Origin of the sequence: Hornefia butyriciproducens (assembly GCF_009695915.1) — a bacterium.
Classification (GTDB): Bacteria; Bacillota; Clostridia; order Peptostreptococcales; family Anaerovoracaceae; genus Aminicella; species Aminicella butyriciproducens.
In genome coordinates this window covers 385572-407873 of record NZ_VUMZ01000001.1, presented here as the reverse complement: position 1 = coordinate 407873, position 22302 = coordinate 385572, and the positions used below count along the sequence as shown (strand labels likewise).

At 50.7% G+C, this 22302-nt stretch carries 16 protein-coding genes; 14 read left to right on the top strand and 2 right to left on the bottom strand.

Annotated elements, in window-relative coordinates; translation table 11 throughout:
- The first annotated feature begins 39 nt into the window (after positions 1 to 39).
- Both FYJ64_RS01825 and FYJ64_RS01820 read left to right on the top strand, forming a co-directional pair.
- On the top strand, positions 40 to 1539 hold the full coding sequence (locus FYJ64_RS01825) for an amino acid permease (RefSeq protein ID WP_154573540.1): 1500 nt from the start codon (positions 40 to 42) through the stop codon (positions 1537 to 1539).
- 33 nt (positions 1540 to 1572) lie between these two features.
- A complete protein-coding gene (locus FYJ64_RS01820; protein WP_154573538.1) occupies positions 1573 to 2064 on the top strand; it encodes a C-GCAxxG-C-C family protein in 492 nt (163 codons plus the stop codon).
- 39 nt (positions 2065 to 2103) lie between these two features.
- Here the strand turns inward: FYJ64_RS01820 and FYJ64_RS01815 are convergent, their stop codons facing one another.
- On the bottom strand, positions 2104 to 3948 hold the full coding sequence (locus FYJ64_RS01815) for an AraC family transcriptional regulator (RefSeq protein ID WP_154573536.1): 1845 nt from the start codon (positions 3946 to 3948) through the stop codon (positions 2104 to 2106).
- Between the two features lie 443 nt (positions 3949 to 4391).
- Between FYJ64_RS01815 and FYJ64_RS01810 the strand changes: the two genes are divergently transcribed.
- The 7 genes from FYJ64_RS01810 (at position 4392) to FYJ64_RS01780 (ending at position 13505) form a co-directional block, all read left to right on the top strand.
- Positions 4392 to 5387, top strand: a complete 996-nt coding sequence (locus FYJ64_RS01810; protein ID WP_154573535.1) for a helix-turn-helix domain-containing protein — start codon at positions 4392 to 4394, stop codon at positions 5385 to 5387.
- Positions 5388 to 5590: 203 nt separating this feature from the next.
- Positions 5591 to 6988 (top strand): APC family permease, encoded by a 1398-nt coding sequence (locus tag FYJ64_RS01805; RefSeq protein ID WP_154573534.1) that lies wholly within the window; start codon positions 5591 to 5593, stop codon positions 6986 to 6988.
- A complete protein-coding gene (locus FYJ64_RS01800; RefSeq protein WP_154573532.1) occupies positions 6981 to 8609 on the top strand; it encodes an amidohydrolase in 1629 nt (542 codons plus the stop codon). Before FYJ64_RS01805 ends, FYJ64_RS01800 begins: the two co-directional genes overlap by 8 nt.
- Positions 8610 to 8771: 162 nt before the next feature.
- Entirely contained in the window at positions 8772 to 10322 is a 1551-nt protein-coding gene (locus FYJ64_RS01795; RefSeq protein WP_206045498.1) for an amidohydrolase, read from the top strand.
- Positions 10323 to 10333: 11 nt separating this feature from the next.
- On the top strand, positions 10334 to 11650 hold the full coding sequence (locus FYJ64_RS01790; protein WP_206045497.1) for an AfsR/SARP family transcriptional regulator: 1317 nt from the start codon (positions 10334 to 10336) through the stop codon (positions 11648 to 11650).
- A 42-nt stretch (positions 11651 to 11692) separates the two neighbouring features.
- On the top strand, positions 11693 to 11950 hold the full coding sequence (locus tag FYJ64_RS01785; protein WP_154573527.1) for a GNAT family N-acetyltransferase: 258 nt from the start codon (positions 11693 to 11695) through the stop codon (positions 11948 to 11950).
- A gap of 544 nt (positions 11951 to 12494) precedes the next feature.
- Entirely contained in the window at positions 12495 to 13505 is a 1011-nt protein-coding gene (locus FYJ64_RS01780) for an SPFH domain-containing protein (RefSeq protein WP_154573525.1), read from the top strand.
- A 6-nt stretch (positions 13506 to 13511) separates the two neighbouring features.
- Here the strand turns inward: FYJ64_RS01780 and FYJ64_RS11865 are convergent, their stop codons facing one another.
- A complete protein-coding gene (locus FYJ64_RS11865; RefSeq protein ID WP_465250597.1) occupies positions 13512 to 15158 on the bottom strand; it encodes a Na+/H+ antiporter NhaC family protein in 1647 nt (548 codons plus the stop codon).
- 438 nt (positions 15159 to 15596) lie between these two features.
- On the opposite strand from FYJ64_RS11865, the gene FYJ64_RS01765 reads away from it, so the two are divergent.
- The 5 genes from FYJ64_RS01765 (at position 15597) to FYJ64_RS01745 (ending at position 22074) form a co-directional block, all read left to right on the top strand.
- On the top strand, positions 15597 to 16292 hold the full coding sequence (locus tag FYJ64_RS01765) for a DNA alkylation repair protein (RefSeq protein WP_154573523.1): 696 nt from the start codon (positions 15597 to 15599) through the stop codon (positions 16290 to 16292).
- 165 nt (positions 16293 to 16457) lie between these two features.
- Entirely contained in the window at positions 16458 to 17474 is a 1017-nt protein-coding gene (locus FYJ64_RS01760) for a helix-turn-helix transcriptional regulator (RefSeq protein WP_206045496.1), read from the top strand.
- 46 nt (positions 17475 to 17520) lie between these two features.
- Positions 17521 to 20481: a DEAD/DEAH box helicase gene (locus tag FYJ64_RS01755; protein WP_154573520.1), complete on the top strand. Its 2961-nt coding sequence runs from the start codon at positions 17521 to 17523 to the stop codon at positions 20479 to 20481.
- A 60-nt stretch (positions 20482 to 20541) separates the two neighbouring features.
- The gene (locus tag FYJ64_RS01750; RefSeq protein ID WP_154573518.1) at positions 20542 to 20940 is read left to right on the top strand and encodes a (deoxy)nucleoside triphosphate pyrophosphohydrolase; all 399 of its coding nucleotides are present in this window, start codon (positions 20542 to 20544) and stop codon (positions 20938 to 20940) included.
- A 243-nt stretch (positions 20941 to 21183) separates the two neighbouring features.
- Complete coding sequence (locus tag FYJ64_RS01745) at positions 21184 to 22074, top strand: Fic family protein (protein ID WP_154573516.1); 891 nt, start codon at positions 21184 to 21186, stop codon at positions 22072 to 22074.
- Positions 22075 to 22302 lie beyond the last annotated feature (228 nt).

Sequence of the window (22302 nt, the reverse complement as noted above, 5' to 3'; positions counted from 1 at the left end):
GGTTTATTGTTGCAGAAGGTATAAAAAAGGAGTGCAATTATGAGTAAAGACACTGGAAACAATAACTCCCTCCACAGAGGCCTGAAGGGCAGGCACCTGCAGATGATTGCCATCGGCGGATCGATCGGAACAGGACTGTTTCTGGCTATGGGAGGAACAATTCGCGATGCCGGACCCGGCGGAGCGATGGTTGCCTATGCGATCATGAGTGTTGTCGTGTATTTCATGATGACGGCGCTGGGAGAAATGGCGACGGAATTACCGATACCGGGTGCGTTTACTTCGTATGCGAACCGTTTCGTTGATCCGGCGTGGGGATTTACAAATGGATGGGCATACTGGTTTGGCAGTTCTATGACAGTAGCCGCAGAGCTGATTGCAGGAGCCATCATCATAAAATACTGGTTCCCGGACGTCAATTCCGCAGTATTTGTGGTTTTGTTCCTTGCAATCCTGCTGGCACTCAATCTGTTCTCTGTTAAAGGATTCGGAGAAGCGGAGTTCTGGTTTGCCGGAATCAAGGTCGTGATCACGGTAATTTTCCTGGTAGTCGGTGTGCTGATGATTATCGGAATTATGCACAGTGGTGAAGACGCCGGGTTCCACAACTGGGTACTGGATGGCGGCAAGGCCGGAAAAGCACCGTTTGTAAATGGAATCGGAGGTATGGTGGGTATCTTCATGGTTGCTGCATTCTCGTTCTCAAATACGGAGCTTGTAGGGCTTTCCGCAGCTGAATCTGAGAATCCCAAACACGATGTTCCGAAAGCGATTCACAGTGTGTTCTGGAGACTGGTGATCTTCTATCTGGGAACGATCTTTGTTGTGGCTACATTGATTCCGTTCACAGAACCGTCTCTGCTGGATGCTTCAGAAAGCAACGTGGCAGCGGCGCCTTACACAATAATTTTCCGCAACGCAGGATTTGCCGCCGCCGCATCCCTGATGAACGCTGTAATCCTGACTTCGGTTCTGTCCTGCGGAAATTCATCCATGTATGCCGCTTCCAGAACCATGCAGCATATGGCGGAGAAGGGAGACGCCCCGAAGTTCTTCGCGAAGATCAGCAAGAGGGGCGTGCCGGTGAGAGCTGTCCTGCTTACCGCTTTCATTGCAGCGTTCGCTTTTGTCGCATCTCTGCTGGGAGACGGCGTGGCGTATACTGCAGCTTACTATCTCTGCGGAATCGCAGGCGTCTACAACTGGCTGACGATCAGTTTCGCTCACTACAGATTCAGGAGAGGCTGGGTCAGGCAGGGACGTTCGCTGGATGAGCTGGACTACAAGTCGCCGCTCTATCCTGCCGGCTCGATATTTACAATCGTTGTCTGCATCATCGTATGCTTCGGTGCGAACTGGTGGGTATTTACAGATTTCAACTGGTTTGATTTCATCACCTGCTATGCCATCATTCCTTTGTCAATTGTAATGTTCTTTGTTTACAAAAAGGTAAAGCATACGAAATGGGTTGCCTATGAGGACATGGACTTTACTCCGCCGGATGGAATCAGCAGAGAGGATATTTCGGCAATTGACTGATAACAGGAAAAGTGTTTCCGGAACGGAGGAAATATGCCGCATGAGTTTAAAATAGGGCGGGACAAAACCCGACGGCTTGTTGATCCGGAACTGGTTGCGCAGATTGACAGGGACTTTGCACAGGAACTGATGTGCTCACAGATTACGTTTCGCTATGGTGCGAAAAAACTGGGATATGATGAGGACATGGCAATGCTGGCGGCAAGTGGATTCGGATGGGGAATGCAGTGCGGAGAACGCTGCGGAGCGGTAACAGGTGCACTGATGTCGCTTGGATTGAAATTTGGATATCGGGACTTCTCCGAGTTCTCGAATTACGAGGTACTGAAGGAGAAACAGGCAGAATTTGACCGCAGATTTAAGGAACAGTTCGGAAGTCTGACATGCGCCGGAATTCTCAAGGCGAATTACGCAGATCCGGATCAGCGGAAAACTATCTACGATGAGCAGAGGTACCGCGGGTGCTCCGTCCTTACAGCATATGCCTGCCGGCTTTTAGATGAACTTATGGATGACGGGGAGTGAACAAAATATTTTCCGGTGCGGCCGGTACAGCGCAATCTGTCAGATCTTCTGTATCAGCGCAGCCTGAACACCGGCACCGCGGAAGTTCATATCAACAGACAGTTCGGAACGGACCTGCTCCACATAGGCGTCCACGATCGGATTGGTGGTGTATTCCAGATGGATATCATATTTCAGGGGAAGTTTCTCCGGAAAGTGAAGTTTGCTCATAAGCCCGAACATACTGTCGAAGGTGCTGGTGGAATACCGTGTGATCAGATATTCCCCGGGGTTCAGGTCAATCGCGATATTCACGGTCAGTTCATCCTGAAAGGAATTCAGAACATCGTCTGCATGATAGATGGTGCCTGTCCCCTGACAAAGCCCCAGTATGTCGCTGTTGTAGTTCGTTGCCATAAGAATATAAGCTTCTTTATTATGCAGCCGCACGGCTGCATAATATTTATTGCGGAGAACCAGTTCCCCTTCATTTGAAACGAGAAAATTCAATCCCGTATACATCGGTTTGGGAACGCCTCCGGAGGTGAGAAGGCTGCGTCCGCCCTTCAGAAGAACATCCGGATCTCCCTGATCGCGCAGACCGAGGCTGATCGTGCTGTTCGGCTCCATAACACCATGACGGACGATATAGATCAGTCCTGCCACAGAATCAAAGCCGAAATACTTTTGTTCGCTCGGAAAGAGGCGGCTTTGGCGCTCCACTTTGATTCCCCTCTTAAGAAACCTCTGCTCCAGCTCATCGCATTGCTTCGGATCATCGTCGTCCCGGCAGATCAGAACAACCTCTGTACAGCAGAGCTGGCGCAGGTGATCGAACAGACTGTATCCGATGGATTCGAAATCGGCAGTTGTAACGGAAAATTTCAGATGGTGCCGGAAGGCTGCAATCGGTTCTGCGTCCGGAGGGATTCTGTCCGTGAGATGGATCCTTTTCGCCATGGAGAGCTGGGTATCCTGCTGTATGAGCCGTGAGCTCAATCTGCGCGCGGCATCCAGGGCTCGGGAGACCGTGAGCTGCTTCAGAACCGGTGGATTGTCCGGGCTGATCACGTTATTCTGGTTTGCTGCCCGATGTTCGCGGGGAGTGTGGCCGAACCACCGGACAAATGCATCCTCATAATATTTTGATGTGGAAAATCCCACCATGTGGGCTACGGTGTTTATCTTCTTGTCGGTTTCCAGAAGATAAATTTCTGACCACTCTGCCCGCGCGAAGGACAGAAAATCCCTGAAACTGATTCCGCAGTACTGACGGATCAGGTGAGACAGGTAATATGAACTGAGATGCTCCATTTCGGCCAGATCATCCAGTGTGATTTTCAGCTCGTGATTGGCGTATATATAGTTAATCACGTGACTGATGCGCTCCTCTATTACAGGATTGTCGCAGTTGAAATGGACAACTACATCGTCATTAAAGGCGAACAGGTTGAAATGACGGTTCAGGGTGCGGACGACTTCCATGCAGTGCTCTATACAGGTGTCCCGGTAATTGATGTTTTTCTGCAGATATGCAATGAGCAGCTGGAGCAGCGTGTGCTTCAGATGAGGCAGCCGCGGACTCGGATCGTTCGATGGATTGGTGCGGAAGCAGCCCTTAGGAAGATCCGGGAAAAACTGTGTAAAAAAGAGATTGCTGATATGGAACACTGCGGTGATGTTCTCTGTGTCTGCCTCCATAGTATGAACCTCGTGTCCGGCGTTGGTGAAAATATCTCCGGCATTGAGAGAATAGGTGCAGTAGCCGTTCCGAAGGTTTATGGAACCGTCTAGGACATAGACGATTTCGGTATCCTTGTGGTAATGAATTGGATACCTTGTGATATCTGCGACCGTAATTGCGATAGGAAAATTATCCTGATATGAGATTGCTTCTTCCAGCATATACGCCTCCTGTTAATCGCCGCGGCAGACCGGAAACCTGTATCGTATTACGGCTGCGACGGATTTGTGTCCGGTCCTACGGCGGATTCACTGACCATATTTTAACATTATGTGCCAGATTATTTCAACCGTTACGTGAGCGCTGTGAATGCTGTGCAGGATTACCGCGAGCACGCGAACCGTGCCAGACTGCGAATTTAGCAAACTGTGCCAAAGCGAAATGGAACCAGCATCGAAAAGTGAGTGTCTCCAGTGTCGCGAGTATCGGAGATGTCTGCGTCAGAGGTGTTGACATCCTGACATAACCAACTATAATGAAAGCAATTGCAACCGGCGGTTGACACATTGCAAAGGCGGTTTGGTGGTCTGCAACTGTATAAGAGACTATCCTTTTCTCATCAGGTAAACCATCAGTATAGGCGTGTAAAGCCGGGAGGATGAAGATGATACTGGCAGACAAAATCATGGAACTCAGAAAGAGAGCGGGGTGGTCCCAGGAACAGCTGGCAGAGAGACTGGGAGTGAGCCGCCAGTCGGTCTCCAAATGGGAGAGCGCTCAATCCATTCCGGACATGAGCAAAATTCTGCAGCTGTCCGGGCTGTTCGGTGTGAGTACGGACTACCTGTTAAAGGATGAAATTGAGGAAGCGGACGTGACGTCTGACGTCGGCGTGATGGAATGTGACGGGGAGGAAACATCTCTGAGGAGAGTCACTATGGAAATGGCCGGCAGTTTTCTCGAAGTTAAGGCGATGACGGCGCCGAAGATCGCCTTTGGTGTGATGCTTTGTATCTTATCCCCTGTAGCGCTGATTTTTCTCAGCGGTGCGTCAGAATACGGCATGATCCCCATAGAAGAGGATCGGGCGGCGATGACCGGACTCATTCCGACGATTTTATTCATCGCCGCGGGGGTTGCTCTTTTTGTATCCGCCGGAATGAAACTCGGGAAGTATGAATACCTGGAGAAAGAGCCTATCGATACAGTTTACGGAGTCGAAGGCATGGTACGGGACCGGATGAAAAAATGGGAAGATACGTATCGACGCATGATGGTGATCGGCATCGGTCTGTGTGTTATTGCCTGCCTCCCCATTTTTATCGCAGGAGCGATATTCCGGAGCGATGACGATATGCCTATGATCCTTGCAGTCTGTCTGCTGCTGGTTCTTGTATCGGCAGGAGTCTATCTGATCGTGCGGGCATCCGTCACCTGGAACGGTTATCGCGCACTGCTGGAGGAAGGTGAATATTCCCGTTCCCACAAAAAAATCAATCGTTCTGTTTCCGGGGCGTATTGGGGAATTACGGTTGCGATTTACCTGGGGAGCAGTTTCCTGAGCGGCAGATGGGAGATGACATGGATCATCTGGCCGGTGGCCGGCGTGCTGTATGGAGCCATCGTCGAAATACTCGAGACCAGGAGCCGGAATTCCTGACAGAATATACGAACGTGAGATGATAAAGAGAGGTGATCCTTAACAGCAGACCCCTCTGCGATCCCGCCGGCTGACCGTGCAGAAACTGTTTAACCGGAGACGGCCTGCGGCCGGTGCACCTCTCGTATTAAACGCGCCGTTAAACCTCCTGCGCGTAAAATGACGGCAGTTAAATTTTAAGGACATTAGGGAGGTATCATCGAATGAATGATGAAAAGAAACTGGCCGAACTGACCACCGAGCAGACCGAATTTAAGAGAGAAATCGGCGTGTTCGGCGGCGTCAGCATTATCGGCGGAATTATGATCGGATCCGGGATATTCTATCTGGGATCATATGTTTTACAAAGAACCGGCATGAACAGCGGTTTGGCGTTGATCTGCTGGATTGTCGCAGGAGTCATCTCGCTGTTTGCGGGACTCTGCTATGCGGAGCTTGGATGCGCGATGCCGAAGGCGGGCGGCCGTCTGGTGTATCTGAACGAGGCGTATCATCCGGTGTTCGGCTTCATGGCCGGATTCACCGACTGGCTGGTGGGCGGGCCCGGTTCCATCGCCGCTGTGTCCATCGCAATGATGACGGTGTTGAAGCCTTTTGTGGGTCTGAGCGATACAGGTGTAAAGATTGCCGCCGTCATTCTGATTGTCGGTGCGACTCTGTATAATCTGATCGGAGTGAAGGTTGCGTCGGTGATCCAGGACATCTCTCTGGTCGCCAAGCTGGTTCCTATTCTGATCATCCTTGTTGCTGCCCTTGTCGCGGGCAAGGCGAGCCCGGATCTGTCCCTCGGCTCCGCTTCGACATACGCTGCGGAAAATCATACGAGCATCATCGGCATGATGGCGATTGCGATCGTCGCTGCGCTGTGGGCGTACGAGGGCTGGAGCAACCTGAATACCGTTACGGAGGAAATCAAGAACCCGAAGCGAAATCTTCCGCTGGCGATTATCATCGGAATCGGCGGAGTAACGGTGCTGTACACTTTGTTCAACTTCGCAATCATGAAGGTTCTGCCTCATGAAACAATCGTAAATATGATTAACAACGAGGACCTGTATCTGGGTACGGCTGTCGCGAAACAGGTACTGGGCAGCGCCGGCGCGGTTGTCGTGTCCGTCGGCATGATCCTGGCAATGTTCGGCTCTATGAACGGAATGATTCTGGCTCAGCCGAGAATGTATTATGCGATGGCAGAAGAGGGACACTTCTTCAAGAGCTTTGCGAAGCTTCATCCCAAGTACAGAATCCCGACGGTGCCGATTATCGTTCAGGGTGTGCTGTCCTGTGTTCTGGTGCTTCTGCGGAATCTGGACCAGCTGACTAATCTGGTCGTTCTCTCTGTGATGCTGTTCAATGTTCTGGTTATCATCGCGGTTCCGATTCTGCGCCGGAAGTATCCCAATATTGAGCGTCCGTACAAAGTATGGTTCTATCCGGTATCCGTCGTCGTTGTTGCGGCGATCTTCGTGGGACTGTTCATTCAGGGCGCGATGGAGGATCCGGTAAACGGATTCGCAGGATTTGCCGTACCGGCTGTCGGCGCTGTGGTATATTACATATTCGACAGAAAAATCAAAAAGGAAGCGAAAGGAAATGAGTAAGACACTTTTATACAACGCGAAGGTATATGTCGAACGAGGCCATTTCGAGGAAGCTGTTCTGGTTGAGGACGGAATCATCCGGGCTGTCGGCGGGAACATGGAACTGCTGGCTGCGGCGGACGCCGAAACAGAAAAGAGGGACTGCGAGGGCAGAACACTGATTCCGGGTCTGAATGATTCTCACATGCATTTTATGCAGTTTGGTGAAACCCGTAACCAGGCGATGATCGAAGGCGTTACGTCGATTGACGAAATGATCCGTATCTGCCGTGAATTCGCGGAGACGCACCCCGGCCATGTGAAGAACGGCATGCACGCCATCGGCTGGAATCAGGATCTCTTTACTGATGGCGACCGGATGCCGGACCGTCACGACCTGGACAGAATCAGCACGGATTATCCGATCGTGCTGGAACGTGTCTGCGGCCACATCGTTTCTGTCAATACGACGTTGCTGAACATGCTGCATGTGAAGGAGAATGCGGAGTTCAAAAAAGGGGATTTCGGCGTTGATGAAAACGGAGAACCCAACGGACTCTTCTACGGAAACGGCACGAATCTTGCGAAAAGGGTTGTACCGGACTTTTCCCTCGAAGAGCGTCACAGAATCATACTAGAAACCATGGACTACTGCGTTTCCCACGGACTCACCAGCGTTCAGAGCAATGACGTGGGAACGACATTCATGGACGGCCCTGCTGCCTTTGATTTGTTCCACAAAATCTATAACAGCGGCGAGGGAAAACTGCGCTACCGCCACCAGGTCTGCTTCAATGATCTGAACGAATTCCGTGATTATCTGGAAAACGGCGAGTACGCCCATCGGAAGGAGCTTTACCCGAAGGATTCCTGGCTGACGCTCGGACCGCTGAAGCTGTTCAAGGACGGAAGTCTCGGTGCGCGGACGGCGCTGATGACGAACGGATATGTAGGAGCACCGGAGAACCACGGTCTGGAATGGATTGCTCCGGAAGACATGGATGAATACTGCAGGCTTGCGAAAGAACACAATCTGCAGGTGGTTACACACTGTATCGGTGATGAAGCGGTCAAGAGAGCTGTTGACAGCTACGAGAAAGCTTTTGTTGACGGTAAAAACGCCCTGAGGCATACTGTTATCCATTGTCAGGTGACCAGTGAGGAACTGCTCGACCGGATCGCAGACGAGGGCATTCTGGTGTTCGCGCAGCCGATCTTCCTGGATTATGATATGCGCATTGTAGAGGAACTCGTCGGGGAAAAGCTGGCGTCCACATCATACGCCTGGGGAAGCCTGACCCGCAAGGGAGCCCATGTCGCTTACGGCACGGACTGCCCGGTAGAGGACTGCAACCCGTTCCCGAACATCTACATGGCGGTTACCAGAAAAAATCTTAACGGCGAACCTGCCGGCGGATTCTATCCCGATGAATGTGTGGATGTGGAGACGGCAGTGGACGCGTACACTGTGGAGAGCGCCTACGGTGAGTTCATGGAAGACGTCAAGGGACGCATTAAAGAAGGCTATTATGCCGACATGGTGCTGCTCGACAGCGACATCTTCACGGTCGATCATGACAGTATCAAGGATATCCTTCCTGTCATGACGATGGTGGGCGGACAGATCGTCTTTGAGAAATAGACGACAAAATTAAACGGGGCTGTGATCCGGATGCCTGCTTCAGGCGGATTCCTTCAGGGACATTCTGAGGGATTTTGTCTCCGGCAGGAGAACATTTCCCACAGCTCCGTTTTGTGTTATGATAGGGACAGAAGTTCAGAGCGAGAGGTAGAGACAGAACGTATGGGAAATCGGATACTGATAAAAAACGGGAACTGTATGACAATGGAGCAGGGACGGCGCTGTGAATGGGTGCTGCTTGAAGAGGATAAAATCGTGAAACTCGGAAACGGCGACGGATACCGGCAGTATGAAACAGAGGGAATTCGTCAGATCGACGCTGCCGGAGCGACGGTGCTCCCGGGCTTTATCGACAATCATTTTCACCTGATAAACAGTGCGCTGATGGAGAGCTGGGTCAATCTGGAGGGCGCGGATACTTTCACGGAGATGGGAGAGCGGCTCCGGTGCGCCTGCGCGGAAGGGAGAAAAGTAGTTCTTGCATACAACTTGAGTGTTGAGGAACTGAAGGAGAAACGTTTCCCTTCGCGTATAGAACTCGACCGGATCTGTGACGACCGGCCGGTGTTTCTGCTTTCGAGAGACGTGCATACTATTGTTCTGAATACGTTTGCGATTTTGTATTACAAAATGCCGTTCGCAGCGAATGGCGTCGGACTGGACGACAGAAAGATGCCTACGGGTATTTTTCGCGGACAGGCGGCAGCGCTTCTGGAAACAAAGGTTAATGAAATTTTCACGCCGGAAGATTTCGACGAGGCGACGCAGGCATTTCTCCCGGCTCTCTTTTGTGAAGGAATAACGACTATTGCCGCAATGGAGGGAAGCAACCATCTTACGGGACACGGTCACGACAGCGAGTGCGACTTCCTCGTGAAAAACGCGGCGCGGTACCCGCTTTCCATCGAACTGTTTTATCAGACGACGGATGTGCGCCTGGTGGCGGACGAAGGCCTTCGTCGCATCGGTGGAGCGTTATATATTGACGGCACGTTCGGGACTCACAGTGCGTCGCTGACTACGGATTACGCAGATATGCCAGGAGTCCGGGGGTATAATTTCTTTACAGACGGATATATGCGCTCTTTTGTTGAGGAATGCTGCGAAAACGGCCTGCAGATCGGATTCGATGCGATCGGTGACGCTGCTATTGATTCTGTGCTGGATGCCCTCGAGTATGCGGCGCGGAAGCGGAATGTGCGGCCAATGCGCCACCGGATTGAGCACGCCGAACTGATTCGGATCGATCAGATGGAGAGGGCGGCCCGGCTGGGCGTGGTACTCTGTATGCAGCCCGGATATGAAGAGAGATGGGGTTATCCGGGTGGGATGTATGAGGAACGGCTGGGAGCACGCTATGGAGAGACGAACCGGTTTCGCGAAATTCTGGATCACGGGATCACGATCTGCGGGGGCTCTGACCACAGCGTATGTGAAATCAGTCCGATGGCTGCGATCTCCAGCGCGGTAAATCATCCCGTGCCAGAGAACAGCATTACGAGGCAGGAAGCCCTGGAAATGTACACGATCAACGGGGCGTATGCTTTGTTCCTGGAAGAGGAAAGGGGCAGCATTGCAGAAGGCAAGGCTGCCGATCTGATTATTCTGGATCGTAATCTGGACGAGGTGAGCAATTCAGATCTGGCGGAGGTTAAGGTGAATCTTACGATAAAAAACGGTGAGATCATCTATGAAAGGACAGACGCATGTTGACGGTTTCATTCATGGATAATCCTATACTTCGGCTGGACGGCAGGACTCTTGACGACAAAGTCAGCCAAAAGACCATTGCGCTGCTGGCGCTGCTGATGATGCGTGAGAACAAAACCATGCGCAGAACGGAGCTCATCGACATACTGTGGCCGGACAGCAGCGAGGAGGCCGGTAAATACAACCTGCGGTTCAATCTGTGGCAGCTGCGGAAGGCGCTGGGCGAACGTGACGACAAAACACTGGTTCTGAGCAGCCGCGCTGATTGCCGTATCAATCCGGATTATGAGTACGTCTGCGACATTGAAATCGCCGAACGCTGCCGGCTTGCAGAAGACCCGGACGCGACTTCAGAGAACCCCGCAGGCGCGGATCGGCCTGATGATGCGGACAGGTCTGCAAGCGACGCCCCGGAGAACCCCGCAGGCGACGTGATCGAGACGGTTCTGGACATGTTCCGCAGAGACTTCCTGTCGGACTACTATTTCCGCGGCTGCAGCGAGCTGAACGATATGATAGTGATGGAACGATACAGGCTGGAAAATCAGTATCTTCGACTGATGCATGCGTATATTCAGCGAACTTTCGAGGAAGGGAATTACCCGAAAAGTCTGGCTGCCGCAGAGAAAACTCTCGAGATTGATCCCTATGATGAAGACACTGCATATATCCAGTTCAGTATCTTGCTGAATCAGGGAAACTTCAGCGAAGCAGGGAAACAGTATCACCGTTTTCGCATGAAACTCATGGCTGATATCGGCGTGGAGCCATCCGATGCACTGCAGGAATTGTTCCATGATTTTGCTTTTCCGGATCCGGAGCATCCCGAGCCTGTGGAATTTCGGTTCACTTCCGTTTCGGTTCCTCAGTATTTCTGGCTGACGGATCTGCTGCGTGCGATGTATGAGAAGGATGATTTTCGACTGACAGATTATGCGACACAGGCACAGATTGAGGATTTCGCATATATGCAGTACCGGCTGCGGGATAGCGGTCTGCGGCACGACAGCGCTGTGCCGTCGACGACTGCAGTGGCGACAGCAGGTACGACGGCCGGAACAGCGGCAACAGGGATAGCGACTGATGCGGTGACAGCAGGCAGGGCAATCGAGTTGCCCGCACCTCCGATAGAGCGTATTTTAGATGAAATGCTCACAGTTATTGACAATATCTGCGGTACGGGCATGACGGTGAACTTCATTCTGATGCCGGGATCAGAGATTCCCGAGTCTTTGTATGGAATCACTCGAATCCTGGCCGCGAGGAATGGAGACAATTTCCGTTTTAAACGAGCAGACGCTGCGGCAGGAACAAAGGATGGGCCGAAATGAAGTGGACAGATGTAAAAGAAATTGTGAATGAGGTGACAAATCATGATTGAAATCAGACTTGAAGAATACCGCAGGCGCGCTGCCGCCTACGATGGAGAAAAACTGACGGGGGTATGTGAATACCAAAGGCATTTTGACGACTGGATTATCACACACACGGAGACAGATCCTGCTTATGGCGGACAGGGGATTGCAAGACGTTTGGTCGAGTGCGTTCTGAACAAAGCAGAATCGGAGGGCGGTTCCGTAACGACCACCTGCAGCTACGCTAGAAAAGTCATGACGGAAAGAACAAAATAAGTCATAGCTATGGAGCGCGGAGTATTCTTTTGTTGTGCTCTGAAATGACAAAACCATAACTCGGCATGGTTTCGCAGGCCGGCAAGGTTTTGCAGTCCGGCAAGATTTCACAGGCCTGGACCTGCGGGAACCGTCTGCTGAACCTGCGAGCCACGTAATCCTGTCGATTTCATAAATTTTTCAAAGTTCACAGGCCTGTTCAGGCAAATAAATCTATCTAGAGGTATAAACATGCGTCTCAACACATTCACTGTTCTGAAGAATCGCCTGTGTGTTTCCGCGATTCTGCGCTCTCCGATAGCCTGACGGCCGAGAACTCGTGATCTCTCAATTGAATCGAAAAGAAAAATATTCGAAAAGCCGCTTGACAAATGATATCAAAATGATATCATTAAGATACAAGGTGCACGTTCGGCAGATGCGTGAGGGAAACCGATGAGAACTCCGGTCGTCTCGATCGTCTCGGTTGTCTCGGTAATCGGGATGGCCAGCGTGATCGCACGCATTCCACACGCTAACGGTCAGATTTTGGGAGGAAACTGAAATGAAAGAAACTATTTTGACAACGAAAAAACGGGGGATGACGGTTCTGGTTATGGTAATTGTGCTTTATTTTGCGGCAGTGATACTATTCTTGCGCACGATGGAATTCGGAGGAAGTATTCTGGTTGGCGCATTGTGCGTGGCATGGTTCTTCCTCGGCTGGATACTGCTGCTTGGACTGAAGATACTGAAGCCGCAGGAGGCGCTGGTTCTGACGCTGTTCGGCAAATATGTCGGAACGATTCGCGGTGAGGGATTTTATTTTGTGAATCCTTTCTGCACAGGCATGAACCCGGCGGCGAGAACCAGACTCAGTCAGAGCGGCGATGCCGGCGAGGGAGGAAAGTCTGCTTTTTTCAAGGGGAACAAAGAAAAACCGGATGCGGCTGAACTGGTCAGCAAGAAGATTTCGCTGAAAGTCATGACGCTGAACAACAATGTACAGAAAATCAACGACTGCCTGGGGAATCCGGTGGAGATCGGAATCGCAGTGATGTGGAGAGTAACGGATACGGCGAAAGCGGTTTTCAATGTGGATAATTACAAGGAATATCTGTCACTTCAGTGTGACAGCGCGTTGAGGAACATTGTCCGGAATTATCCGTATGATGTTGCGCCCGGAGTCGATACGACCGGAGACGGTGTTGCGGATGAAGGAAGTCTCCGGGGGTCCAGCGAGATCGTCGCGGCCAGGATCCGGGATGAAATTCAGGAAAAGGTGAATGAGGCCGGCCTGGAGATTATTGACGCAAGGATTACTTATCTCGCTTACGCGACAGAGATTGCGGCGGCTATGCTGCAGAGACAGCAGGCTGCGGCGATCGTGGATGCTCGCACTATGATCGTGGAAGGTGCAGTCGGCATGGTGGAAATGGCTCTGGATCGGTTGAATGAAAAAGAAATAGTTGAACTCGATGAGGAGCGTAAAGCAGCAATGGTCTCCAATCTTATGGTTGTTCTCTGCGGCAATCATGAGGCACAGCCGATTGTAAATACAGGAAGCCTGTATTAAGAGCAGTCATCGTACACAGGAGTAGACACGTTGGGGGATGGTCATCGTGCAGGCGCAGGAGCTGACATGCCGGGGGATGGCAGTGACCTGCGCGTCGGCATATTGCCGGGAGTAACCGGACAAAAGCAGGCATGAAAGATTGCGGTTTGCCGCATCTGGAACGTACATGGCCGGTCCGTGGCTCATAGGGAGAAGAAACGACAGAAGACAGAAGGCGAAGCAGGATGAAGAAGAAACAGGTGCCGTTACGGCTCTCGGAAAAACTGTATAATGATATTGCGTCCTGGGCGGAGGACGATTTCCGGTCGGTGAACGGACAGATTGAGTACCTGCTGACAGAGTGTGTGAAGCAGCGCAAAAAGGACGGAAAATATGTGGGAGAGGAGATTGATGTTCCGCCGGAGCTGGATCTGAGATGAGTCTGAGGGACGCTCGCCTCGGCACAGGCCCGTATAATTCCGCCTGAGCTGAACCTGAGGTAAACCTGAGAAGTCTCCTGTCAGGAAGTTTAGCCTGACGGGGGATTTTTTTATCCTGTTCTGGCCCAAATCTGGGACAGGGCTTGAATGTCCGCCGCAATCCTGTAAACTGGTAACAGAGGATCCGGAGATGACGGTTGGACCGGGTTTTGTACGATGGTGTGAAAAGAAGTGAAAAGCAATGAAAAGTAATTACGGGATTGACCGCGTGATAGAGCCGGTCGGGATGGTGCCGGTCAGCGCATGGAAAATCGACAACAGCCCTGAACTCAGGCCCGGGGAGGCCAGAGTGCGTCTGCGGAGGGTGCACATCGACTGGGCCAGTTTCCGGCAGATATGTTCCAGCTGCGCCTGTGATCAATCCCAGTGTGATTCCCGGAATCGCAGGGATCTTCAGTGCAATCGCTCCGATGACAACGATTGGCGGAATCAGAAGCAGCGGATTAATGTTGAAGGTATCCTTCAGCCCGTTTGCCAGGAGTTCAGCCTGTGAGGTGTCCACATTTCCGCCGGATGCATGCGTGAAGCCGTATACGCCGAAGAAAATGAGGGCGATAGAGTAGGCTACGATAGTTGATTTCATCATGTATTTGACGTGAGTGAATACATCGGTGCCTGCCATGGCCGGGGCCAGATTGGTCGTGTCTGACAGCGGCGAAAGCTTGTCGCCGAAATAGGCGCCGGACAGAATCGCTCCGGCGGTCGGCCCCGGGGGCATACCCAGTCCATGGGCGATGCCCATCAGCGCTAATCCCATGGTTCCTGCGGTTCCCCAGGATGTTCCGGTGGCCAGGGATGTGATCGAGCAGATCAGCAGAGCGGCGATCAGGAAGATCGACGGGGACAGAAGCTTGAGCCCGTAGTAAATCATGGTCGGAATCGTTCCGCTCAGTGGCCAGACGCCGATCATCATTCCGACAATACACAGGATGAGAATCGCCTGCATCGCCTTGGAGATTCCGGAGATCATCATCTCCTCAATCTGACTCCATTTGTACCCGAGGGACAGCGAAACCAGCGCCGCCACGATCACGCCGATAAACATCGGAACATGAGGGTCTACATGGAAGTAGGCTATGCCGACAGACATTACTGCTACCAGAGCTCCGAAGGAGATCAGCGACTGCCATACAGTCGGAGCCTTCGGCGTCTTCATTGTTGTTTCTTTTTCCATTTTGAAAAATCCTCCTCATTGATGAATAAAAAAAATATAACGCTAATATTAATAAGCACGGTCCATGCCAATTGTAAAGGTATTTGTGCAAATCATTATGAATCATTGAAATCGACTGAAAAATCAACAAATCCTCATTGTCCGTAAGTATCCTGCCCGGAGAAAAGCGTCGGAGAAAGCAGACTGTCTGCACCAAATCAGAGTCAGGACAGGCCGGTTTGTCCCAACTATGAGACAAAATGGAGCAAACCGAAAAAGGAGATGGCGGCGCGGGAACGTCGGAATCATCGGGGGAGGGCTCCCTCGAAACTCGCGCGGACAGTACGCAGATTTCCCATGGACAGTCTGTGGCCTTCAGGCGGATAGCCCTTTATCCGCGGGCAGACCTGTGGTATAGTATAAGTCAGAAAAATGTGTACACAGCAATGAGGAGGAATTATGCTGACTGATGAAATCAGGGAGGAACTGTTCCGTCTGCAGGATCCAGATTACCGGGATTTTCAGAGCCGCCTGATCCCGACAATGTCGACGGATCGTATGATCGGAGTGAGGACGCCGGAACTTCGGAAATTCGCGAAGGAGCTTGGGAAACGGCCGGATAAGGATGAATTTCTCGAAAATCTCCCGCACCGATACTATGATGAGGATCAGCTGCACGCTTTTCTTTTGTCAGAGATGAAGGATTACGGAGAATGCCTTGCGGCGGTGGAAAGGTTTCTTCCTTTTGTCAATAACTGGGCGACTTGCGACCAGATGTCGCCGCGGGTATTCAGGAAGCATCGGACAGAACTGCTGACGCCGATACGGGACTGGCTGACATCTGAACAGCCTTACACGGTGAGATTCGGCGTCGGTATGCTGATGGAGCATTATCTGGACGGAGATTTCGATCTCGCGTATCCGGAGATGGTGGCGCGGCTCCGATCGGATGAATATTATGTGAATATGATGATCGCCTGGTATTTTGCCACGGCTCTTGCCAAACAGTATGATGCGGTTCTGCCGTTTCTGGAGGAGCAAAGGCTTGATGACTGGACGCATAACAAAGCGATTCAGAAAGCGATCGAAAGCAGGAGAATCACGCCGGAGCAGAAAGCGTATCTGCGCGGACTGAAGATAAAACGGCAGAAGTAAGCTGCGATGCCGTCCGCAGGGAGCATCGGTCTGCACACGATGCCGCGGGCAGGAACGGAAAAAGCAAGAACTCAGGGGAAAAGTGTAAAGAAAGAAAAAAACCGCAGAGGGAATCGTAGAGAAAGACGAAAAAAGAAAAACGAGAAAAGAAAGAAAGGAATTGCGATGTCTGGCGATAGTGGAGAGAAGAACAAAGTGAAAGCCCGTCTGCTGATTTTGACGAGGATGTTTTATATACAGACGGATGAGAATAACGCTATGACTACACGGGAAATTATCGATTACCTTGCGAGGCACGGTGCACCCGCCAATGAAAAAACACTTCGGGGTGATATCGCTCTCCTGCAGGAACTGGGCGTTGATATAGTGAAGGTTGTGAGTCGTCCGAACAGGTATTTTTGGGGAGACCGCCGGTTTGAACTGCCGGAGTTGAAACTGCTCATTGACGCGGTGGCTTCTTCCCGTTTCATTACGGCGAAAAAGAGCAAAGAACTGGGAACCAAACTTTGTTCTCTGGCGAGTGAGAACCAGCAGCGGGAGCTGAAACGGCACATCTATGCCACCAACCGTGTCAAATCCGATAATGAAACGATCTATTACATGGTTGACACGATAAATCACGCCATCAACGAGGGCAGAAGGATCCGGTTTCAGTATATCGAGTATACGCCCGAGCTGAAGCCTGTCCTGAGAAACGACGGAGAGGTTTACGAGTTGAGTCCCTACGCGCTCTTCTGGAATGAAGACTACTATTACGCGGTGGGCTGGTCTGACAAGCACGGGAACGTTTCCGCGTTCCGGGTCGACCGGATGCAGGCGCCCGAAATGACAGAGGTGCCGGCGGAGACGCCGCCGAAAAACTTCAGCCTGGATGATTATTCCAGACGCATCTTTGAGATGTATGACGGCGAGCCGGTGAAGGTGAGGCTGGAGTGCCGGGACAGCCTGGCGAAATACATCGTTGACCGCTTCGGAACCGAGCTGAAGACAAGGGTTCTGCCGGGAAATCGTTTCGTCGTGGACGTGGAGGTCTCCCTCAGCCCGACATTCTATGCGTGGGTGTTCCGCTTCGGCGGAGAGATTCGGATTTTGACGCCGCAGAAGGCGGTAACGCATCTGGCGGAGATGGCGCAGCGCATGGTTGAGATGTCTCGCAGGGAACAGGACTGCGACAAAGAATAAACTGGTCATTATTCTGAACAAAGGAGAATTTGGAGTTGTTTGACATATGACGGAGGAAGGCAGAAACATCAGCGAGTTCAATACATCCGGTGCGGAACTTGAAGAAGGGCTCCGCACGGCGTTTGTCGACGGCATGCATCAGTCGAATCTCGCATACAGACCACAGTTCGTTTCAAATGATTATCAGTCAGGAAGAAAGGTCCTCACAACGATTGAGGACGCACTGTTAGACTGCGAGGAATTCAGCTTCAGCGTCGCTTTTGTTACGATGGGCGGAATTGAGCCATTGCTGCAGACCTTCAGAGAACTGGAGCAGAGAGGCGTTCGGGGCCGGATTCTGACCACGGATTACCTCAATTTCAGTGAGCCCGGGGCACTGGATAAGCTTGCCGGATTTTCCAATATTGAAGTCAGAATGTTTCAGTCGGACGGAACTGCACAGGGGTTCCATACGAAAGGGTATGTGTTTCGGAACAGAGAACTGTACCGGATTTTAGTCGGAAGCTCCAATATGACCCTTTCCGCTCTCACGAAGAACAAAGAGTGGAACACGAAACTGGTGTCAACTGACCGGGGAGAATTTACACAGGATATCCTTTCTGAATTTGAGCGTCTGTGGAACGACCGGGACAGAACCAGAGAATACCGGGAATTTATCGGACATTACAGAATCCGATATGAGGAAGCCCGCAGGCAGCGAAAAATCGCGCTCCAGTCGAATCCGATCGATTTCGAACAGGCGACACTGACGCCGAACAAAATGCAGGTCGGAGTGATTGAGAATGTGCGTGAGCTCATCAGACAGCACAAACGACGGGCGCTGCTGATTTCCGCGACGGGGACCGGAAAAACCTATGCATCGGCATTTGCCTTGAGGGATCAGAATCCCTCGAGGGTGCTCTTTGTGGTCCACCGGGAACAGATTGCCAAACAGTCCTTGCAGAGCTACAGGAGAGTCTTCGGCAACAAAGTAAACATGGGCTTGCTTTCCGGAAGCAGCAGAGACTACGACGCGGATTTTTTGTTCTCGACGATGCAGATGATGGCAAAGCCGGAGATTATGGAGCGATTCCCGCCGGATCACTTCGAGTGTCTTGTAATTGACGAAGCCCATAAATCCGGCGCGGAAAGCTATCAGAAAATTATCGATTACTATAAACCTAAATTCTGCCTGGGAATGACGGCAAGTCCGGAGCGAACGGACGGATATGATGTCTATCGTCTGTTTGACAATAACATCGCGTATGAAATCCGCCTCCGTCAGGCGATGGAAGAGGATCTGCTCTGTCCGTTCCATTATTTTGGTATTACGGATTTGGAAATAAACGGGGAAGAGATTGATGACAAAAGCAGATTCAATCTCATCACATGCGATGACCGAGTGGATTATGTTTTGAGCCAGGTGCAGTTCTACGGTTATAGCGGAGAGCGTGTAAAGGGGCTGGTGTTCTGCAGCCGGAAGGATGTTGCACAGGAACTTTCGAGGAAATTCAATGAGCGCTGCTTTGAAGGGCGTCGACTGAAAACCGCGTTCCTGTCGGGAGAAGATACGCAGGAACAAAGAGAAGATTGTATCAGGCGTCTGTCGGGATCCTCCGGGGAAGATCAGCTGGATTATATCTTCACGGTCGATATTTTCAATGAAGGAATTGATATCCCTGAAGTGAATCAGATTATCATGCTGCGTCCGACGGAAAGTCCTGTTATCTTTGTTCAGCAGCTGGGACGCGGGCTGAGAAAGGCGGAGAACAAAGAATATGTTGTGGTGCTCGACTTCATCGCGAATTATTCCCGAAATTACTTGATTCCGATGGCGCTGTCGGGAGACCGGACATATAGTAAAGATGCGGTTCGGAAGTATGTTCTGGAGGGAACAAATGTTATTCCGGGAGCGTCAACGATTCATTTTGATGAAATCGCCAGACGAAAAATCTTTGAATCGATCGACAGCTTCACTGCAGGGAAAAGGCTGATTGCCGCGAAATACCGCGCATTCCGGCAGAAACTGGGACGCGTTCCGACAATACTGGATTTCTACCATTACGGGGAAATCGATCCGATGCTGATTCTGAGCAATTACGGAACATATGACCGCCTGATAAGTGTGATGGAGAAAAAGGATTTCGGATTCACAAACGCGGAGCAGGAGAGTCTGCAGTTCGTTTCGGACTTTCTCGTAAACGGAAAGCGCCCGCATGAATTGCTGATTCTGGAGGCGCTGTGTGAGGACGGTTCGGTGAGTGAACGCATTATCCGGGACTGGCTGTGGACTCGTCGGGAGCCCTTCCGAGAGCAGGATTATGATTCGGCGTTGAACGTGATGAGCATGGATTTTACGAACGCACAGTTATACAGAAAGAAATATGGCGAGGTGGAATTCTTTGATGCGGAGGAGATGGCGAAGGGAAGCCTGATACGGTCGCAGACATTCAGGAAGGCGTTGAACAAGCCGGAATACCGGGAGCAGATGCAGGACCTTGTTTCCTTTGGACTGGAGCGCTACCGGGACAAATATGCGGTCCATGACGAGGACAATTTTGTTCTGTATGAAAAATATTCCAGAAAGGATGTATGCAGGCTGCTGAACTGGGAGCATGAAACCAGTGCGACGGTGTTCGGATATACGATCCGTGAAAACTCGTGTCCTATCTTTGTGACATATAACAAAGCGGCAGATATTTCCTCCGGGATCAATTATGATGACGGCTTTCAGGATGAGGAGAATTTCAGCTGGATGACGCGGCATAATGTCAGGCTGGACAGCAAAGAGGCGCAGGATATTATAAATTGTGAGAACAACGGGCTGCGAATCTATCTCTTTGTTAAAAAGAGTGATGACGAGGGAACCGACTTCTATTATATGGGAAGGATGAAACCGACGCACTGGCGCGAAACGGTGCAGAAGGTGGACGAGAACGGCAAAACGGAACCGATTGTCAATTTTCGTTTTGCGATGGAGCATCGCGTCAGAAATGACATTTATCGATATTTCAGGGAAGATCGCTGAAAACTGTGCGGCAATAGACAGGAAGATATAAGAAGATACAAGAATATACAAGGAGACAGCATGAAATCAATTGAGGTTGTGGCGGCAATCATTCGCAGGAATGACAGAATCCTGGCGACACAGAGAGGCTATGGAGAGTTTAAGGACGGATGGGAATTCCCCGGCGGAAAAACAGAACGCGGAGAAACTCCGCAACAGGCTCTTGTCCGGGAGATAAAGGAAGAACTGAAATCAGAGATTCGGGTTGGTGAGAAGCTGTGCACAGTTGAATATGACTATCCGAAATTTCATCTGACGATGCACTGCTTCTGGTGTGACTTACTTGATGGCGAACCGGTTTTGCTGGAGCATGAGGCTGCCAGATGGCTGACAACGGATGAGTTGAATTCTGTCGACTGGCTGCCGGCGGATGTTCAGGTGGTCGAGGCGATTCTGGCGGACAGCGCGAGCATATCCTGATACTGCTTCAGGGAATGCCGAATTCGGCTCTATTGGGAGATAAAACTGCAGAATGTGATTCCTATCATATTTCTTATAAGATTTAGTGTGGCTGTGAGTTATGATGATTGGAACAAGATTTCCCGCTTCGGCAAAAATGAGAAATATAAGACAGGGACAGTTGATATTTTTGCCGATAATGTGGTATGCTATACAGCAGATAAGTGTAGTTTTTTTGATTTGATTTATGACGGAGGATAGCAGATGCGATATCTTTCGGTTGCAGAGACAGCAAAGAAATGGGATGTGTCGGAGCGTAGTGTTAGAAACTATTGTGCCCAGGGACGTGTGAATGGAGCGTTTCTTACCGGCAAGGCCTGGAATATTCCCGAAAATGCAGAAAAACCAGAGCGCATCAACAAGAGAAAAGAAGAACCGATTACTCTCTTGAGTATTCTGAAAGAGCAGAAGGCGAGCAAATACTCCGGCGGAATTTACCATAAGACACAGATTGATTTGACATACAATTCCAACCATATCGAAGGCAGCTGTCTGACTCACGATCAGACCAGGTATATTTTTGAAACCAACACGATCAGCATAGAAAATGAGGTTCTCAATGTTGACGATGTGATTGAAACAGCAAATCATTTCCGTTGCATTGATATGATCATTGATAATGCGAAAGCCGCTTTGACAGAGAAGTTTATCAAAGAGCTTCATCTGATTTTAAAGAACGGAACCAGCGATTCCAGAAAAGACTGGTTCGCTGTTGGCAGCTACAAAAAACTTCCAAACGAGGTCGGTGGTATGGATACCGCCCTTCCGGAAGAAGTTGCCGATAAGATGAAAGCGTTACTTACAGAATATAATGCCAAGGAAGAAAAGACTTTTGAAGATATTCTGGACTTTCATGTAAAGTTTGAGCGAATCCATCCGTTCCAAGACGGTAACGGTCGTGTGGGCAGATTGATTATGTTCAAGGAATGCCTGAAATACAATATTGTTCCTTTCATTATTGAGGATAATCTGAAGATGTTCTATTACCGGGGATTGAAAGAGTGGAATAATGAAAAGGGCTACCTGACAGACACTTGTCTGACCGCACAGGATAAATATAAAACATATTTGGACTATTTCAGGATTGCTTATTAATGCGTGCTCAGCTATCGAATATGCTTGAAATATCAATAATACAAAGAGCATATTCGATAGCCTGCCGCAAGGTTTTCAAGCGTTTCACCCGAAAACCTTGCGGCAGTGGGATTCGGAAACGGCCGAATCCCTGAGCACAAGCATCAATTAGTGTCTGCCGGCGCACCCTTCCGTTGGATGGTGCGCCGTGGCGCTGCTGACAAACTGCCGTCAGCGCCCATTAAGTCC

Bases quoted from the DNA above. Each gene is read 5' to 3' on its own strand.
- FYJ64_RS01825 (WP_154573540.1), top strand. From the start codon at position 40: ATGAGTAAAGACACTGGAAACAATAACTCCCTCCACAGAGGCCTGAAG.
- FYJ64_RS01820 (WP_154573538.1), top strand. From the start codon at position 1,573: ATGCCGCATGAGTTTAAAATAGGGCGGGACAAAACCCGACGGCTTGTT.
- FYJ64_RS01815 (WP_154573536.1), bottom strand. From the start codon at position 3,948: ATGCTGGAAGAAGCAATCTCATATCAGGATAATTTTCCTATCGCAATT.
- FYJ64_RS01810 (WP_154573535.1), top strand. From the start codon at position 4,392: ATGATACTGGCAGACAAAATCATGGAACTCAGAAAGAGAGCGGGGTGG.
- FYJ64_RS01805 (WP_154573534.1), top strand. From the start codon at position 5,591: ATGAATGATGAAAAGAAACTGGCCGAACTGACCACCGAGCAGACCGAA.
- FYJ64_RS01800 (WP_154573532.1), top strand. From the start codon at position 6,981: ATGAGTAAGACACTTTTATACAACGCGAAGGTATATGTCGAACGAGGC.
- FYJ64_RS01795 (WP_206045498.1), top strand. From the start codon at position 8,772: ATGGGAAATCGGATACTGATAAAAAACGGGAACTGTATGACAATGGAG.
- FYJ64_RS01790 (WP_206045497.1), top strand. From the start codon at position 10,334: ATGGATAATCCTATACTTCGGCTGGACGGCAGGACTCTTGACGACAAA.
- FYJ64_RS01785 (WP_154573527.1), top strand. From the start codon at position 11,693: ATGATTGAAATCAGACTTGAAGAATACCGCAGGCGCGCTGCCGCCTAC.
- FYJ64_RS01780 (WP_154573525.1), top strand. From the start codon at position 12,495: ATGAAAGAAACTATTTTGACAACGAAAAAACGGGGGATGACGGTTCTG.
- FYJ64_RS11865 (WP_465250597.1), bottom strand. From the start codon at position 15,158: ATGGAAAAAGAAACAACAATGAAGACGCCGAAGGCTCCGACTGTATGG.
- FYJ64_RS01765 (WP_154573523.1), top strand. From the start codon at position 15,597: ATGCTGACTGATGAAATCAGGGAGGAACTGTTCCGTCTGCAGGATCCA.
- FYJ64_RS01760 (WP_206045496.1), top strand. From the start codon at position 16,458: ATGTCTGGCGATAGTGGAGAGAAGAACAAAGTGAAAGCCCGTCTGCTG.
- FYJ64_RS01755 (WP_154573520.1), top strand. From the start codon at position 17,521: ATGACGGAGGAAGGCAGAAACATCAGCGAGTTCAATACATCCGGTGCG.
- FYJ64_RS01750 (WP_154573518.1), top strand. From the start codon at position 20,542: ATGAAATCAATTGAGGTTGTGGCGGCAATCATTCGCAGGAATGACAGA.
- FYJ64_RS01745 (WP_154573516.1), top strand. From the start codon at position 21,184: ATGCGATATCTTTCGGTTGCAGAGACAGCAAAGAAATGGGATGTGTCG.